At 77.0% G+C, this 15,142-nt stretch carries 19 protein-coding genes; 12 read left to right on the forward strand and 7 right to left on the reverse strand.

All coding sequences use genetic code 11. The annotated features are described in order from the left end of the window. The first annotated feature begins 17 nt into the window (after positions 1–17). The 5 genes from BUE37_RS12185 to yczE all read left to right on the forward strand — a co-directional run bounded on the left by BUE37_RS12185 (position 18) and on the right by yczE (position 4,355). Positions 18–1,043, forward strand: coding sequence for a prenyltransferase (locus tag BUE37_RS12185; RefSeq protein WP_245794557.1), 1,026 nt, complete (start codon positions 18–20; stop codon positions 1,041–1,043). A gap of 74 nt (positions 1,044–1,117) precedes the next feature. Then, positions 1,118–1,936: a glycosyltransferase gene (locus tag BUE37_RS12190; RefSeq protein ID WP_073420386.1), complete on the forward strand. Its 819-nt coding sequence runs from the start codon at positions 1,118–1,120 to the stop codon at positions 1,934–1,936. Continuing rightward, positions 1,933–2,868, forward strand: coding sequence for a glycosyltransferase family 2 protein (locus BUE37_RS12195; RefSeq protein WP_073420387.1), 936 nt, complete (start codon positions 1,933–1,935; stop codon positions 2,866–2,868). Before BUE37_RS12190 ends, BUE37_RS12195 begins: the two co-directional genes overlap by 4 nt. Before the next feature lie 9 nt (positions 2,869–2,877). After that, complete coding sequence (locus tag BUE37_RS12200) at positions 2,878–3,399, forward strand: DinB family protein (RefSeq protein ID WP_217651220.1); 522 nt, start codon at positions 2,878–2,880, stop codon at positions 3,397–3,399. A 314-nt stretch (positions 3,400–3,713) separates the two neighbouring features. Next, the gene (gene yczE / locus BUE37_RS12205; RefSeq protein ID WP_217651221.1) at positions 3,714–4,355 is read left to right on the forward strand and encodes a membrane protein YczE; all 642 of its coding nucleotides are present in this window, start codon (positions 3,714–3,716) and stop codon (positions 4,353–4,355) included. Here yczE and BUE37_RS12210 read toward each other — a convergent pair. The 4 genes from BUE37_RS12210 to BUE37_RS12225 form a co-directional block, all read right to left on the reverse strand. Beyond that, on the reverse strand, positions 4,339–4,668 hold the full coding sequence (locus tag BUE37_RS12210; RefSeq protein ID WP_073420388.1) for a TraR/DksA family transcriptional regulator: 330 nt from the start codon (positions 4,666–4,668) through the stop codon (positions 4,339–4,341). The two genes, yczE and BUE37_RS12210, sit on opposite strands and share 17 nt — an antisense overlap. Next, positions 4,658–5,266, reverse strand: a complete 609-nt coding sequence (locus BUE37_RS12215) for a class I SAM-dependent methyltransferase (protein ID WP_245794559.1) — start codon at positions 5,264–5,266, stop codon at positions 4,658–4,660. Before BUE37_RS12215 ends, BUE37_RS12210 begins: the two co-directional genes overlap by 11 nt. Before the next feature lie 68 nt (positions 5,267–5,334). Next, positions 5,335–6,603 carry a YibE/F family protein gene (locus BUE37_RS12220; RefSeq protein ID WP_073420389.1) on the reverse strand — a complete coding sequence of 423 codons (1,269 nt, stop codon included), beginning with the start codon at positions 6,601–6,603 and terminating at the stop codon, positions 5,335–5,337. 109 nt (positions 6,604–6,712) lie between these two features. Next, positions 6,713–7,162, reverse strand: a complete 450-nt coding sequence (locus BUE37_RS12225; protein WP_073420390.1) for an STAS domain-containing protein — start codon at positions 7,160–7,162, stop codon at positions 6,713–6,715. 159 nt (positions 7,163–7,321) lie between these two features. Here BUE37_RS12225 and BUE37_RS12230 point away from each other — a divergent pair, with 159 nt between their 5' ends. The 6 genes from BUE37_RS12230 to BUE37_RS12255 all read left to right on the forward strand — a co-directional run bounded on the left by BUE37_RS12230 (position 7,322) and on the right by BUE37_RS12255 (position 12,052). Beyond that, positions 7,322–7,816, forward strand: a complete 495-nt coding sequence (locus BUE37_RS12230; RefSeq protein ID WP_083628583.1) for an Hsp20/alpha crystallin family protein — start codon at positions 7,322–7,324, stop codon at positions 7,814–7,816. Between the two features lie 69 nt (positions 7,817–7,885). Continuing rightward, positions 7,886–8,323 (forward strand): MerR family transcriptional regulator, encoded by a 438-nt coding sequence (locus tag BUE37_RS12235; RefSeq protein WP_083628584.1) that lies wholly within the window; start codon positions 7,886–7,888, stop codon positions 8,321–8,323. Positions 8,324–8,355: 32 nt separating this feature from the next. Then, entirely contained in the window at positions 8,356–8,664 is a 309-nt protein-coding gene (locus tag BUE37_RS12240) for a metal-sensing transcriptional repressor (protein WP_175562854.1), read from the forward strand. Between the two features lie 24 nt (positions 8,665–8,688). Beyond that, on the forward strand, positions 8,689–8,898 hold the full coding sequence (locus tag BUE37_RS12245; protein ID WP_073420391.1) for a heavy-metal-associated domain-containing protein: 210 nt from the start codon (positions 8,689–8,691) through the stop codon (positions 8,896–8,898). A gap of 26 nt (positions 8,899–8,924) precedes the next feature. Further along, positions 8,925–9,812 carry a hypothetical protein gene (locus BUE37_RS12250; RefSeq protein ID WP_245794561.1) on the forward strand — a complete coding sequence of 296 codons (888 nt, stop codon included), beginning with the start codon at positions 8,925–8,927 and terminating at the stop codon, positions 9,810–9,812. A 29-nt stretch (positions 9,813–9,841) separates the two neighbouring features. Beyond that, the gene (locus BUE37_RS12255; RefSeq protein WP_073420804.1) at positions 9,842–12,052 is read left to right on the forward strand and encodes a heavy metal translocating P-type ATPase; all 2,211 of its coding nucleotides are present in this window, start codon (positions 9,842–9,844) and stop codon (positions 12,050–12,052) included. A gap of 15 nt (positions 12,053–12,067) precedes the next feature. Here the strand turns inward: BUE37_RS12255 and BUE37_RS12260 are convergent, their stop codons facing one another. After that, complete coding sequence (locus tag BUE37_RS12260; RefSeq protein WP_073420393.1) at positions 12,068–12,649, reverse strand: TetR/AcrR family transcriptional regulator; 582 nt, start codon at positions 12,647–12,649, stop codon at positions 12,068–12,070. Positions 12,650–12,713: 64 nt separating this feature from the next. Here BUE37_RS12260 and BUE37_RS12265 point away from each other — a divergent pair, with 64 nt between their 5' ends. Continuing rightward, positions 12,714–13,604, forward strand: a complete 891-nt coding sequence (locus BUE37_RS12265) for an oxidoreductase (protein WP_073420394.1) — start codon at positions 12,714–12,716, stop codon at positions 13,602–13,604. 61 nt (positions 13,605–13,665) lie between these two features. Here BUE37_RS12265 and BUE37_RS12270 read toward each other — a convergent pair whose 3' ends face one another. Next, positions 13,666–14,595 (reverse strand): M56 family metallopeptidase, encoded by a 930-nt coding sequence (locus tag BUE37_RS12270; protein ID WP_073420395.1) that lies wholly within the window; start codon positions 14,593–14,595, stop codon positions 13,666–13,668. A 15-nt stretch (positions 14,596–14,610) separates the two neighbouring features. Next, entirely contained in the window at positions 14,611–14,973 is a 363-nt protein-coding gene (locus tag BUE37_RS12275; RefSeq protein ID WP_073420396.1) for a BlaI/MecI/CopY family transcriptional regulator, read from the reverse strand. Between the last annotated feature and the right edge of the window lie 169 nt (positions 14,974–15,142).

Raw genomic sequence — 15,142 nt, forward strand, 5'->3', positions numbered from 1 at the left:
CGGACGTCGCCCGCACGGTGGCGGCGATCGCCGCCGAGCAGGCCCCCGACGGCGCGCTGCCGTGGTTCCGCGGCGGCCAGCTCGACCCGTGGGACTCCGTCGAGGCCGCGATGGCGCTCCAGGTCGGCGGGGAACACGGGCGCGCCGCGGCCGCGTACCGCTGGCTGGCCGCCCGGCAGCGGCCCGACGGCTCCCTCGCCGCCGAGTACCGGGGCGGCGTCGAGACGCAGCCCGGCGTCGAGAGCAACCACGCCGGCTACCTCGCCGTCGGGCTGTGGCACGGCTGGCTGTCCCGCCCGGACGAGGCGCTGGTCGCCGAGCTCTGGCCGGTGGTGCGCCGCGGCCTGGACCTCGTGGTGCGCATGCAGCTGGGGAGCGGCGCGGTCAGCTGGGCGCTGCGCCCCGACGGCACCCCCGACGACACGGCGCTGCTCACCGGCAACGCCAGCCTGTTCCAGGCGCTGCGCTGCGGCATCGCGCTGGCCGGGCTCGTCGGGGAGCCGCAGCCGGACTGGGAGCTGGCCGTCACCGACCTCGGCGAGGCCCTGCGCACCGACCCGGGAGCGTTCGCCGACCGCTCCCGCTGGTCGATGGACTGGTACTACCCGGTGCTCGCCGGGGCGGTCACCGGCGAGGCGGCCCGCGCCCGCCTGGCCGCCGGCTGGGACCGCTTCGTCGTCCCGGGCCTCGGCGCCCGCTGCGTGGCCGACCGCCCGTGGGTGACCGGCGCGGAGACCTGCGAGCTGGCGCTCGCCCTCGTCGCGGCCGGGCAGCCGGAGGCGGCCCGCGAGCAGGTGGCCGCCATGCAGCACCTGCGCGACGACGACGGCTCGTACTGGACCGGGCTGGTCTACGCCGACGACGCCCGCTGGCCGGTCGAGCGCACCACCTGGACGGCGGCCGCGGTGGTGCTCGCCGTCGAGGCCCTGGCGGGCGGCACGCCGGCGTCCACGCTGTTCGCCGACCCCACCGCACTGCCCGCGCCCGGTGCGGCGGAACCCACGGGTTCGGCCGCGCCGCTGCCGGGCAGGGCGCAACCGTGACCCGTTCCTCCCCCGCCCCGGCGCCCTCCCCGGCCCCCTCCCCACCTGCCCCCGACGGCGTCACGGTCGTCGTCATGAGCCGCGACCGGCGCGAGGACCTGCTCGCCTCGCTCCCCCGGCACGAGGCGCCGGTGGTGCTGGTGGACAACGGGTCCGGCGACGGGACCGTGGACGCCGTCCGCGCGGCCCTGCCGCAGGTGACCGTGCTGCCGCTGGCGGAGAACGCCGGCGCGCGGGCGCGCACGATCGGCGCCGGGTACGCGGGCACGGAGTTCGTGGCGTTCGCCGACGACGACTCCTGGTGGGCGCCCGGCGACCTCGCCCGCGCCGCGGAGGTCATGCGTGTGCACCCGCGGCTGGCGGTGCTCAACGCGCGGGTGCTGGTCGGCCCCGAGGAGCGGCTGGACCCGCTGTGCCCGGAGCTGGCGGCCAGCCCGCTCGGCACGCCGGCGCACCTGCCCGGGCCGCGGCTGCTCGGCTTCATCGCGTGCGCCGCGATGGTGCGCACGGAGGCCTTCCTCGCCGTCGGCGGCTTCGACTCCGTGGTGCGCTTCCCCGGCGAGGAGGAGCGGCTCTCCCTCGACCTCGCCGCGGCCGGCTGGGACATCGCCTACGTCGACGCGGTGACCGTGCACCACCACCCCTCGTCCCGCCGGCACGACCGCGCCGCGCGGCAGGCGGCGGTCCTGCGCTCCCGGGTGCTCACCGCGGTGCTGCGGCTGCCGGTGCGCGACGTCGCCGCCACGGTGGCCGAGGCGCTGCGCGCCGGCGCACCCGGCCGGCGGGGACTCCTGCGGGCGCTGCCCGACCTGCCCGCCGCGCTGCGCCGCCGCCGCCGGCTGCCGGCGTCCGTGCTGGCCGACCGGCGGCTGCTCGCCGGGGACCCGGCGTGACCGCCACGGAGGCCCGACCCGAGGGCGCCGGGCTCGCGCCGGACCCGCGGGTCGCCGTCGTCGTCATCACCCACCAGCGGCGCGACGAGGTGCTGCTCGCGCTGTCGCGGCTGCTGGCGCTGCCCGAGCAGCCGCACGTCGTGCTGGTCGACAACGGCTCCACCGACGGCACGGCGGAGGCGGTGCGCGAGCGCTTCCCGGCCGTCGAGCTGGTCGCCAGCCCGGAGAACCTCGGCGCCGTCGGCCGCAACGTCGGGATCGCGCGGCTCGACACCCCCTACGTCGCCTTCTGCGACGACGACACGTGGTGGGACCCGGGCTCCCTGCGGACGGCGGCCGACGTGCTCGACGCCCACCCGCGGCTGGCCGTGGTGACCGCGCGGATCCTCGTCGAGCCCGGCGGCCGCGAGGACCCGATCGTGCCGGAGCTGCGCGACTCCCCCGTGCCCGGCGCCGAGTGGCTGCCCGGGCCGGCCCTGGGCTCGTTCCTGGCCGGGGCGAGCGTGGTGCGGCGGGAGGCGTTCCTCGAGGTCGGCGGCTTCAGCGAGCGGCTGTGGCTGGGCGGCGAGGAGGAGCTGATGGCCGGCGACCTCGCCGCCGCCGGCTGGGAGCTGTGCTACCTCCCGGCGCTCACCGTGCACCACCAGGCGTCCAGGGCGAGGGACTCCCACCGCCGCCGGCGCGACGGCATCCGCAACACCCTCTGGACGACGTGGCTGCGCCGCCCGCTGCGCCCGGCCCTGCGCCGCACCGTGCACCTGCTGCGCACGCTGCCGCGCGACCGGGTGACCGCGCAGGGCCTGTGGAACGCCGTCCGCGGGCTCCCGTGGGTGCTCCGCGAGCGGCGGGTGCTGCCCGCCCACGCGGAGGCCCGCTTCGCCGCGCTCGACGCCGTCCAGCGCCGCTCGACCGCCCGGAAGTACGTCAGCTAGGAGGCCTCCGTGGCGCCACCGGACCACCGCACCGAGCCGCCGCACATGGCTCCTGAGACGGCGACCCTCCTGGGCTTCCTGGACTTCCAGCGGCAGACGCTGGAGTGGAAGTGCGCGGACCTCGAGCCCTGGCAGCTGGCCACCCGGGCGGTGCCGACGTCCGAGCTGACGCTGCTCGGGATGATCCGCCACCTGGCCGCGGTGGAGGTGGGCTGGCTCGTCGGGTTCTGCGACATCCCGCCGGACATCTGGCCGGACGTCGTCCGCGACCGTGACGAGCAGTTCCGGGTGGACCCGGGCACCGTGACCGCGGCCGACGTCGCGTCGGCATGGGCGACCTGGCGGGCGGCGGCCGCCGGCGTGCACCGGGTGGTCGCCCGCGTGTCGCTGGACGCCTCGGACCGGCCGTGGGGCCGTGACGACGTGTACTCCCTGCGCTGGATCCTGGTGCACCTGGTCGAGGAGTACGCCCGGCACAACGGCCACGCCGACCTGATCCGCGAGGCCCTGGACGGCGTCACCGGCGAGTGAGCCGAGCAGGTCCCGCGTCGAGCTGTGGCCGCCTCGACGCCCCTGAGGCGACAGCAGGTCGACACGGGACAGCCGCTCGGCGTGCGCCCGGCGAGCGTGTGCGCCCGAGCCGCCTTCTCCCACCTGGAGTGCGGAGTGAGCGCACACGCTCACGGGCGTCCTGGCGGCTGCGCCGAGATGCGGGCGGTGGTCGTCATCCGCTGCCGGATGACGACCGCGGGGCGCATCTCGGGAGGCCGACCCCGAGCGGGACCAGGCCAATCCCTCTGATTGGCCCGCAGTGACCGGGCCACTCCCACGGCAGGGTGGACGCCGTGCTCCAGCCCCGCCCTGTCCGCCTGCCCCCGCGCCTGCCGCGCCGCCTCGTCCAGCTCTACGCCGGACTCACGCTCTACGGCGCCTCGATGGCCCTGCTGGTGCGGTCCTCGCTCGGGGTCACGCCGTGGGACGTGCTGCACCAGGGCCTCGCGCACCGGCTGGGCTGGTCGCTCGGGCTGGTCACCGCCGTCGTGGGCGCGCTGGTCCTGCTGGCCTGGATCCCGCTGCGCGAGCGGCCGGGCCTGGGCACGGTCAGCAACGTCGTCGTCATCGGGGTCGCCGTCGACGGCACGCTCGCCGTGCTGCCCGCGCCGTCGCACCTCGCCGTGCAGGTCGCGTTCGCCGCGGCGGGCATCGCGCTCAACGCCGTCGCCACGGCCGCCTACGTCGGCGTGCACCTCGGGCCCGGACCGCGCGACGGCCTGATGACCGGGCTGGTGCGGCGCACCGGCGGGTCGGTGCGGGCCGTGCGCACCGCGATCGAGGCCACCGTCGTGGCCACCGGCTGGCTGCTCGGCGGCACACTCGGCGTCGCGACCGTGGCCTACGCCCTGCTCATCGGCCCGCTGACCCAGCTGCTGCTGCCCCGCCTGTCGGTGCGCCTGCCCGAGCGGCCTGCGGTCAGCGCGCGCAGCTGATGCAGGTGCGCGCGGTGGGCCGGGCGGCCAGCCGCTCGGGCGCGATCGCCGAGCCGCAGGTCTCGCACCGGCCGTAGGTGCCGGACTCGACGGCGGTGACGGCGGCGTCGACGTCGGCCAGCCGGCGGCGTGCCTGCTCCAGCAGCGCCGCGACCTGCTGGCGCTCGAAGGCGATCGTGGCGCCCTCCGGGTCGTGCTCGTCGTCGGCGTTGGACGCCCGCGACGCGGCGACGATCTCGTCGAACTGGCGGGTCAGCGCCTCGATCTGCGCCTGCGCGGCCGCCCGCTCAGCGCCGAGCGCGTCAGCGCTCACGACGCAGCACCCGCAGCGAGCCCGTGCCGGGCAGCTCGGTGAAGTCCCCGGACGCGAGCACCCGCGTGTAGACGCCGAAGGGCGCCTGGCCGCCGTCGGCGGGGTCGGGGAAGACGTCGTGGATCGCCAGGGTGCCGCCGACGGCGAGCTTCGCCACCCAGGCGTCCTGGTCGCGGCGCGCGGACTCCTCGGTGTGGCTGCCGTCGAGGAACAGCAGCGCGAGCGGCGCCGTCCACAGCGGGGCGAGCACCTCCGAGCGGGCCACGACGGCGACGACGACGTCCTCCGCGCCGGCGTCGGCGATCGTGCGGCGGAACCGCGGGAGGGTGTCGATCCGGCCGACGGCGGGGTCGACCAGCGACGGGTCGTGGTACTCCCAGCCGGGCTGGTGCTCCTCGGAGCCGCGGTGGTGGTCGACGGTGACCACCTGCCGGCCGGTCTCGCGGGCGGCCGCGGCGAGGTAGAGCGCCGACTTCCCCATCCACGAGCCGATCTCCAGCAGCGGCCCCGGCACCGCGACCGACCGCGCGGCCTCGTACAGGGCGCGGCCCTCGTCGTCGGGCATGAAGCCCGGGGCGGCCTCCGCGGCGGCCAGCAAGGGACTGGAACGGCCCCGCTGCAGGGACCCGCCGCGAGCCTGCGAGTGGTGGGGGGCAGTGGGGTCCTTCATCGGGCGAACCTCGCACGCAGTGCCGACATCCGCTTCTCCGGGGCCGCCCCCGCCTCGGTGCCGGCCGCGGTGGCGAAGAACGCGCCGACCGCGGTGGTCACCGGCACGGCGAGGACGAGCGCGATCGCGCCCACCAGCGTGCGGACCACCTCCTCGGCCATCGCCGAGCTGGTCAGGATCACCCCGGCCGGCTGCGAGTAGACGGTGAACAGGAGCAGCAGCGGTAGCGCGGCCCCGGCGTAGGCGAAGACGATCGTGTAGACGGTCGAGGCGATGTGGTCGCGGCCCACGGCCATGCCGCGCCGGTAGAGCTCGCGGGACCCCATCGCCGGGTCGACCTCGTGCAGCTGCCAGATGGCCGAGGCCTGGGTGATCGTGACGTCGTTGAGCACGCCGAGCCCGGCGACGACGGTCCCGGCGATCACGAGCCCCGAGAAGCTCAGGCCGGCGTCGAAGGTCTGCAGCTGGACGGTCTCCTCGCTGGTGAGGCCGGTGAGCCGGGCGACGCCGACCGCCAGCGCCCCGAGCCCGGTGACCAGCGCCAGGCCGAACAGGGTGCCGATGAGCGCCGTCGTCGTCCGGGCCGACAGGCCGTGCGCCAGGTAGAGGACGACGAACATGATCGCCGCCGAGCCGACGAGGCTGACCAGCGTCGGCGAGTCCCCGGACAGCAGGCCCGGCATGACGAACTGCAGCAGGACGAGGAAGGCGAACGCGAGCCCGACCAGCGCCGCGACCCCGCGCAGCCGGGCCACCGCCGCGACCACGACGGCGAAGGCGACGCCGAGCACGAGCATCGGCGTCGTCCGCTCGAAGTCGAAGAACTGGTAGGCCGGGCTGCCCTCGGCGCCGGCGTCGCGGGTGAGCACCACGGTGTCGCCCTCGCCGATCCCGTTGGCGACGACGTCGGCGGCGAGGTCGACCTGCTGGTACTCCCCGGTGCCCTCGCCGTCGAGCACCTCGACGACGGCGGTCGCGCACGTGGCCTGCACCCCACCGGTCTCCCCGCACGGCAGCGTCTGCAGCGAGACGATCCGCCCCTCGGGGTAGGTGGTGCCCGGCGGCAGGAACTGCTCGGCCGCCTGCTGGGCGCGGGTCGGCTCGTCGCCCGGCCAGAGCACGACCAGCCCGACCACGGTGGCCAGCGCCGCCGGGACGAGCAGCAGCAGCATCAGCCAGACGGCGCGGCGCCGCCGGGCGAGCGTCTCCGCGCTCGGCGGCGGCGCGTCGGGGTCCGGGCCGTGGGAGTGGGAGGAGGGCGGCACCCGGTCAGGCTAGGAGCAGCGGCCCGCCCCGGACCGCCCGACACAGGGGCGGGTCGGGCGCCGGGAGTCAGGCGCTGGGAGTCAGGCGCTGGGAGTCAGGCGCTGGGAGTCAGGCGCTGCGTCCGTCGGGCCCGTCGGGCCGCGGCGCCTGCGCGCCCGACACCGGGGAGCCCCCGGCGTCGGCCGGGCCGGCCTCGTCGTCGACCACCTCGAAGCGCCGCCACAGCCCGGTCAGCTGCAGCGGCCGGGCGACGGCGGCCGGCGGCGAGACCAGGGCGACGGTGACGGCCCGGGGCTGCGTCATCCGCTGCAGCTGCACCAGCACGGCCATCCCGGCCGAGTTCATGAACGTCACCCGGTCGAGGTGCAGCTCCAGCCGGGACAGCGTGGGCACCGACAGCAGCTGGTCGGTGACCGCGCGGACCAGGGGCCGGCGGGCGGCCTCGGTGAGCTCGCCGGTGACGGTGACGCGGCTGACGTCGCCGTCGAGGGCGGCGGTCACCTCGGGGGCGGCGGCGTCGTCGGCGTGCCCCTCGCCGGGCGGTACGGACTCGTCCATGCCCGGGCACTGCCCGCTGCCGCGCGATCCCATGCGCGACCCGGACGACATGCGCCGATGGATGTTTACAGCGGCCGTCGGTCAAGGTAATCTGCAGTCGCCGATGGAGGTTCACTCCACGGCAGCGACCGACCAGCACGACCCAGGAGGTGCACCAGCATGATGCTGACCGCCTACGACCCGTTCGCCGCCACGTCCGCCGCCTTCCGCGCGCTGGACCAGCTCGCCGGCCGCACCGGCACCGCCCGCGCCCTGTCGGGCATGCCGATGGACGCCTACCGGGTCGGCGACAAGTTCGTCGCCCACTTCGACCTGCCCGGCGTCGACCCCGGCTCGATCGACCTCTCGATCGAGGGCACCACGCTCACCGTGACCGCCGAGCGCTCGGTGCCGCAGCTGGAGAACGCCGAGTGGGCCGTCGCCGAGCGCCCGTACGGCTCCTACACGCGGCAGCTGGTCCTCGGCCGCAGCCTCGACACCGACCGGCTCGAGGCGAGCTACCACGACGGCGTGCTCACCGTGAGCATCCCCGTGGCCGAGAAGGCGCGGGCCCGCAAGATCACCGTGACCCGGGCCGACGTGCCGGCCGCGGTGGAGAGCCGCACCATCGAGCACGAGTCGGCCGGGCGCGAGCAGCGCGCCGTCGAGAGCTGACCGGCGCGTCCCGCACACGGGGCCGGGCCCGCGGGGGCCCGGCCCCGTGCCGTTCCCGAGGAGTCCCCCATGGCGACGAGCGACAGGCCAGGCCGCGACGACGGCGCGCCCGGGGACCCGGCAGGCGCCACGGCTCCCGCGTCCGCGGCCCCCTCGGCCGCGGACGCCGTCCGGCGGCTCGACGACCCCGACTACCCGGCGCTGACCATGAGCCAGGCCGCCACCCTCCTCGGCGTGCAGGCCGCCTTCCTCCGCAGCCTCGACGGCTCGGGCGCCCTGTCGCCGCACCGCTCCCCCGGCGGCCACCGCCGCTACTCCCGCCACCAGCTCGTCCTCGCCGCCCGCCTGCGCGGCCTGCTCGACGAGGGGCACCCACTCGCCTCGGCCGAGGTGATCGTCGGTCTGCAGGACCAGCTCGCCGACGCCCGCGCCGACGGCGACCGGCTGCGTGACACCGTCGCCCGCCTCCGCGACGAGCTCCCGGAGGACCAGACCGACGACGCGTGACACCCCTGGGGGGTAGGGGTACTGTGGCATCCGTGCCCGACGAGCAGAGCCCCGGTCGCGTCCACGGCTACATCCACCACAAGGACGACCACCTCAAGCGGCTGCGCCGCATCGAGGGACAGGTCCGTGGCCTGCAGCGGATGGTCGAGGACGAGAAGTACTGCATCGACATCCTCACGCAGGTGTCCGCGGTGACCTCGGCCCTGCAGTCGGTCGCCCTCGGCCTGCTCGAGGAGCACCTGGGCCACTGCGTCGCCGAGGCCGTGGCCGCCGGCGGGCCCGAGGCCGACGAGAAGGTCCGCGAGGCCTCCGCCGCCATCGCCCGCCTCGTCCGTTCCTGACCCCACCCCCGCGAGGAGACCACCGTGAGCACCGCCACCTACACCGTCACCGGCATGACCTGCCAGCACTGCGTCGCCTCGGTCACCGAGGAGGTCGGCGAGATCCCCGGCGTCACCGGGGTGCAGGTCGACCTCGCCAGCGGCGGCCTGACCGTCACCAGCGACGCCCCCGTCGACGACGCCGCCGTGCGCGCCGCCGTCGAGGAGGCCGGCTACGAGGTCGCCGCCCGCTGACGCGGGCGCGTCGAGGGGAGATGGCCGTGCGCACCGCCACCCGGGCCGCCGCGACGCTGGGCGTCGCGGCCGCCGTCCTCGGTGCCGGCTGGGGTGCCGGCGCGCTCGCCGGCCCCGTCGACCGCCCCGCCGCGGCGGAGGAGCACGCGGCGGCCGGGGAGCACGGGTCCGCCGAGGGCGGGCACGACGCGGCGCCCGAGGCCGGGGGGCACGACCTCCCCGCCGGGCTCGCCGTCTCCGCGGAGGGCCACACCCTCGACCTCGCCGACGACGCCCTGCCCGCCGGCGGCGCCGTCCCGCTGTCGTTCCGCCTGCTCGGGCCCGACGGCGCGCCGGTCACCGCGTACGACACGGTGCACGAGCAGGACCTGCACCTCGTCGTCGTCCGGCGGGACCTCACCGGCTACCAGCACCTGCACCCGGAGCTGTCGCCCGACGGCACCTGGACGACGCCGGTCGCGCTGACGCCGGGCTCGTGGCGGGTGCTCGCCGACGCGACGCCGACCGCGCACGGGGAGGGCCTCGTCCTGGGCGCCGACCTCGCCGTCGGCGGCGCGAGCGAGCCGGTGCCGCTGCCCGCCCCGTCGCCGACCGCGGAGGTCGACGGCTACACCGTCACCCTCGCCGGCGACCTCGTCGCCGGGCGCGAGTCGGAGGTCGTGGTGACCGTCGCCCGCGACGGCGTGCCGGTGACGGACCTGCAGCCGTACCTCGGCGCGAACGGCCACCTGGTCGCGCTGCGCGCCGGCGACCTCGGCTACCTGCACGTCCACCCGACGGCCGCCTCCGGCGCGGAGGTCCGGTTCGCCGTCGTGGTGCCCGCGGCCGGGGACCACCGGCTGTTCTTCGACTTCCGGCACGGCGACGTCGTCCGCACCGCCGCCGTGACCGCCACCGCCAGGAGCACCCCGTGACCAGCTCGGTCGAGCTCTCGATCGGCGGGATGACCTGCGCCTCGTGCGCGAACCGCATCGAGCGCAAGCTGAACCGCCTCGACGGCGTCACCGCCACCGTCAACTACGCCACGGAGAAGGCGCGGGTCGACTACGCCGACGGCGTCGTCCCCGAGGACCTCGTCGCCGCCGTGGAGAAGGCCGGCTACACCGCCGCGCTGCCCGCCCCGCCCGCCGGGACGGCGTCCGAGGAGGCAGCGCCCGAGGACGACCCGGACGCGGGGCTGCGGCAGCGGCTGCTCGTCTCCGCCGTCCTCAGCCTGCCGGTCGTGCTGCTCGGGATGGTTCCGGCGCTGCAGTTCGAGTACTGGCAGTGGGCCTCGCTCACCCTCGCCGCCCCGGTGGTCGCGTGGGGCGGCTGGCCGTTCCACCGCGCCGCCTGGACCAACCTGCGGCACGGCTCGGCGACCATGGACACCCTGGTCTCCCTCGGCACCCTCGCCGCGCTCGGCTGGTCGCTGTACGCGCTGTTCCTCGGCACCGCCGGCGAGCCCGGCATGACGCACCCGTTCAGCTTCGCGGTGTCGCGCACCGACGGCGCGGGTGACGTCTACCTCGAGGCCGCCGCCGGGGTGACCACCTTCCTGCTGGCCGGCCGGTACGCCGAGGCGCGCGCCAAGCGGCGGGCGGGCTCGGCGCTGCGCGCCCTGCTGGAGATGGGCGCCCGCGACGTGTCGGTGCTGCGCGGCGGCGCCGAGCAGCGGGTGCCGGTGGACGCGCTCGGCGTCGGCGACCTGTTCGTCGTCCGCCCCGGCGAGCGGGTGGCCACCGACGGCGAGGTGGTCGAGGGCTCCTCGGCCGTCGACGCCTCGATGCTCACCGGCGAGCCGGTGCCGGTGGAGGTGGGCCCGGGCGACGCCGTCGTCGGGGCCACCGTGAACGCCGGCGGGCGGCTGGTCGTGCGGGCCACCCGCGTCGGCGCGGACACCCAGCTCGCGCAGATGGCCCGCCTGGTCGAGGAGGCGCAGCACGGCAAGGCGCAGGTGCAGCGGCTCGCCGACCGGGTGTCGGCGGTCTTCGTGCCCGTCGTGCTGGCCCTGGCGCTGGCCACGCTCGGCTTCTGGCTGGGCACCGGCGCGGGCCTGGCCGGGGCGTTCCCCGCCGCCGTCGCCGTGCTGATCATCGCCTGCCCGTGCGCGCTGGGGCTGGCCACGCCGACCGCGCTCATGGTCGGCACCGGCCGCGGCGCGCAGCTCGGCATCCTGGTCCGCGGGCCGGAGGTGCTGGAGTCCACCCGCCGGGTCGACACCGTCGTGCTCGACAAGACCGGCACGGTGACCACCGGCCGGATGAGCCTCGTCGACGTCGCCGCCGCCGACGGCGAGGACGACGCCGGGGTGCTCCGCCGGGCCGGCGCGCTCGAGGACGCCTCCGAGCACCCGATCGCCGCGGCCGTCGCGACCGCCGCCCGCGAGCGGCTCGGCGCCCTGCCGGCCGTCACCGGGTTCGCGAACGAGGCCGGCCTCGGGGTGCGCGGCACCGTGGAGGGGACGGCGGTCGTCGTCGGCCGGCCCGCGCTCGTCGGCGCGCTGCCGCCGGAGCTGGCCGCCGCGGTGCAGCGGGCCGACGCCGCCGGGCGCACCGCCGTCGCCGTCGGCTGGGACGGCGCGGTGCGCGGCGTGCTCGTCGTCGCCGACACCGTCAAGCAGACGTCGGCGACCGCCGTGCGGCAGTTCCGCGACCTCGGGCTGCGGCCGGTGCTGCTCACCGGCGACTCGTCGGCGGCCGCCCGCGCCGTCGCGGCGGAGGTGGGCATCGACGACGTGGTGGCCGAGGTGCTGCCGCAGGACAAGGTCGACGCCGTCCGCCGGCTGCAGGCGGAGGGGCGGACGGTGGCGATGGTCGGCGACGGCGTGAACGACGCCGCGGCGCTCGCCCAGGCCGACCTGGGGCTCGCGATGGGCACCGGCACCGACGTGGCGATCCAGGCCAGCGACCTCACCCTGGTGCGCGGCGACCTGCGCGCCGCCGCCGACGCCGTCCGGCTGGCCCGCCGCACGCTCGCGGTCATCAAGGGCAACCTGTTCTGGGCGTTCGCCTACAACGTCGCGGCGATCCCGCTGGCGATGGCCGGGCTGCTCAACCCGATGATCGCCGGCGCCGCGATGGCGCTGAGCTCGGTCTTCGTCGTCACCAACAGCCTGCGGCTGCGCCGCTTCGCGCCGCTGCCGGGCAACGCGACGTCCGCCGTCCCCGGGTGACGCGGGGCCGGCCGGTCAGCGCGGCCGGAGTCCGTCGAGCAGCGCGTCGACGGTCTGCACGAGCAGCGCGTCGACGTCCGCGCCGCGGAGCACGCCGCTGACGGAGAGGGCCGCGACCCCGTGCAGGGCGGCCCACAGCGCCGTCGCCAGTTCCCCGGGGTCACCGGCGCGCGCCTCGCCCCGGGCCTGCGCGTCCTCGACCAGGGAGTCCGGCCCGGACAGCCCGGGGCCGTCGTGCGACTCCCCGGCGGCCTTCCCGGCGAACATGAGCTCGAGGAGGGCCGGCTCGGCGGTGGCGAAGCGGACGTAGGCGCGACCGAGCGCGAGCAGCCGGGGGCGCAGCCCGGCGTCGGCTCCCGGGTCGGCCGCGGCCAGGGCGGCGTCGAGGCGCTCCCAGCCCGAACGGGCCAGCGCGCTCAGGAACGCCTGCCGGTCGGGGAAGTGCCGGCTGGGGGCCGCGTGGCTCACCCCGAGGTCACGGGCCAGCGCCCGCAGGGACAGGTCGGCCACCGTGCCGAGCCGCAACCGCTCCGCCGCCCGCTCCAGCAGGGCGGCCCGGAGGTCACCGTGGTGGTAGGGCTGCTCGGGTGCGCGCACGGTGGAGAAGCGTAGTCCGTGTAGGCGTTGCCAACATTGTTGTCGGCGACTACATTCACTCGGCATGACGAACCCCTCGTTCTCCGTCCCCTCCCAGGCCGGCCGCACCGTGGTCGTCACCGGCGCCACCAGCGGGCTGGGCCTGGCCACCGCGCGCGTGCTGGCCGAGAAGGGCGCCCGGGTGGTGCTCGCCGTCCGCGACGTCGCCCGCGGGGAGCGGGCCGCGGCCGGCCTCGCCGGCCGGGTGGAGGTGCGCCGGCTGGACCTCGCCGACCTCGCGTCGGTGCGCGCCTTCGCCGACGGTTGGAGCGGTCCGCTCGACGTCCTGGTCAACAACGCCGGGATCATGATGGTCCCGCAGGGCCGCACCGCCGACGGCTTCGAACTGCAGTTCGGCACCAACCACCTCGGCCACTTCGCGCTGACCAACCTCCTCCTGCCCTCCCTCACCGACCGGGTGGTCACGGTCGCCTCGACGGCCCACCGGATGGGCGCGATCGACCTCGCCGACCTCAACTGGGAGCGGCGGCCGTACTCGCCCGAGCGGGCATACGGGCAGTCGAAGCTGGCCAACCTGCTGTTCACCCTCGAGCTGCAGCGCAGGCTCACCGCCGCGGGCTCCCCGGTGCGGGCGACGGCGGCGCACCCCGGCTGGGCGGCGACCAACCTGCAGAGCCGCACGGAGAACCGGCTCAAGGACGCGGTCATGGCGCTGGGCAACCGGGTGGTCGCCACGTCGAGCGACGAGGGCGCGCAGCCGACGCTGCTCGCCGCCACCGCCGACCTCCCCGGCGGCAGCTACGCCGGCCCGTCCCGGCTGATGGAGACCCGCGGCGCGCCGACGCTGGTCGGCCGCACGCCCGCCGCCAGCGACCCGGAGCTCGCCCGGGCGCTGTGGGCGGCGTCGGCGGAGCTCACCGGCGTCGACTTCCCGGCGGTCCTCCCCACCCGCTGACCGGGGGCCTTCGTGGCGCTTTCGGCCCCTCGGAGGGGACCGAAAGCGCTACAAAGGCCCCTCAGAGGGCGGGGAGCAGGAGCAGGACCGTCGGGACGAGCAGGAGCAGGCCCGCGCACAGCAGCGCGGCGGCGCGGGCCGCGGCGGGCAACGGCGCCGGCGGGTCGACCAGCCGCAGCACCCGGGCGCCGAGCGCGCCGCCGGCCACCGACAGCGCGCCGCTGGGCACCCCGCCGCCCGCTCCCCCGGCGGCGACCACGATCGCCTGGGCCAGCGTGCGCCGCGGGTCGGGGCCGCGCAGCGAGGCGAGCGCCCGGTCGTCGGCGCGCATCTCCACGAGCTCCCGCACCGCGGCGTGCGCCCGGGCGGCCGCAGGCAGCACCGGCAGCGCCGCCTCCCACGCCACGAACGGCAGCAGGTAGAGGTGGTGGTGCTCGGCCAGGTGCGCCCGCTCGTGCGCGACGACGGCGGCGAGCTGGTCGTCGTCGAGCTCGGCGACCATGCCCGAGGAGAGCACCAGCAGCGGGCGGGCGCCGGGGATGCAGAAGGCCACCGGCGCCGGGTGCTCGAGCAGCCGGGCGTCGGGCGCGGCGGGCGAGGGCCGCACCACCAGCTCGAGCAGCTCGCGGTGCCGGCGGCGGGTGCGGGCGGTACGCGCCCAGGACAGCGCGAGGACCCCGAGCAGCTCGGCCGCCAGCACGGCGGCGAGGGTCAGGGTGACCCAGTGGTCGCCGCGGACGGGGTCGACGGCGGGGTGCCCGCGCAGCACCGCCCACCCGGCCTCGGGCAGGGAGTGCCCCCAGGGCGCCAGGCCGTGCACGAGCAGCGCACCGATGATCGACAGGCCACCGGCCAGCCCGATCGCCTGCCAGCAGACCAGCGCCACGAGCGGGTCGCGCCGGGGCCAGCGGGCGCGGCCGAGCAGCGCCGGCACCGGCCAGGCCAGCAGCGCCGCGAGGACCGCCAGCGCCGCGGCGGTCGCGGGCAGCACGTCAGGAGACGCGGCTCAGCGGGCGGCGCCCGGCGCGGTGCCGTCCAGCAGCGCGCGCAGCAGGCGAGCCTCCTCCGGGTCGACCCCGCCGACGAAGCGGGCGAGCACGGCCTGCCGGTCGGCGGACGCGCCGAGCACCTCGTGCATGAGCTCGGCGGCGTGCTGCTCGCGCGTGGCGCGCGGGCGGAACCGGCGCGGACGCGCCTCGTCGTGCTCGACGAAGCCCTTGGCCTCCAGCCGCGACAGCACCGTGTGCACGGTGGTGAGCGCCAGCTCGCGGTCGGCGAGCGCGTCGCGCAGCTCGGCCGCCGCGACCGGCCCGTCGGCCGCCCACAGCACGTCCATGACCGTCCGCTCCAGGTCACCCAGCGACGCCACGACGCCTCCCCTCCTCGTTTCTACCCAGCGTAGAACGCCGGTCCGGGCGGGCGCACGGACCCTGTCGCGCACCTCACCCCGACGCGTTCTACGAGACGTAGAAACAGAGTTCTACGAGGCGTAGAAAGGAGGTGTCGGCACGAGGGTCGAGCCGGCGTGAGGAGCAGGC

Origin of the sequence: Geodermatophilus nigrescens (genome assembly GCF_900129495.1) — a bacterium.
Taxonomy (GTDB): domain Bacteria; phylum Actinomycetota; class Actinomycetes; order Mycobacteriales; family Geodermatophilaceae; genus Geodermatophilus; species Geodermatophilus nigrescens.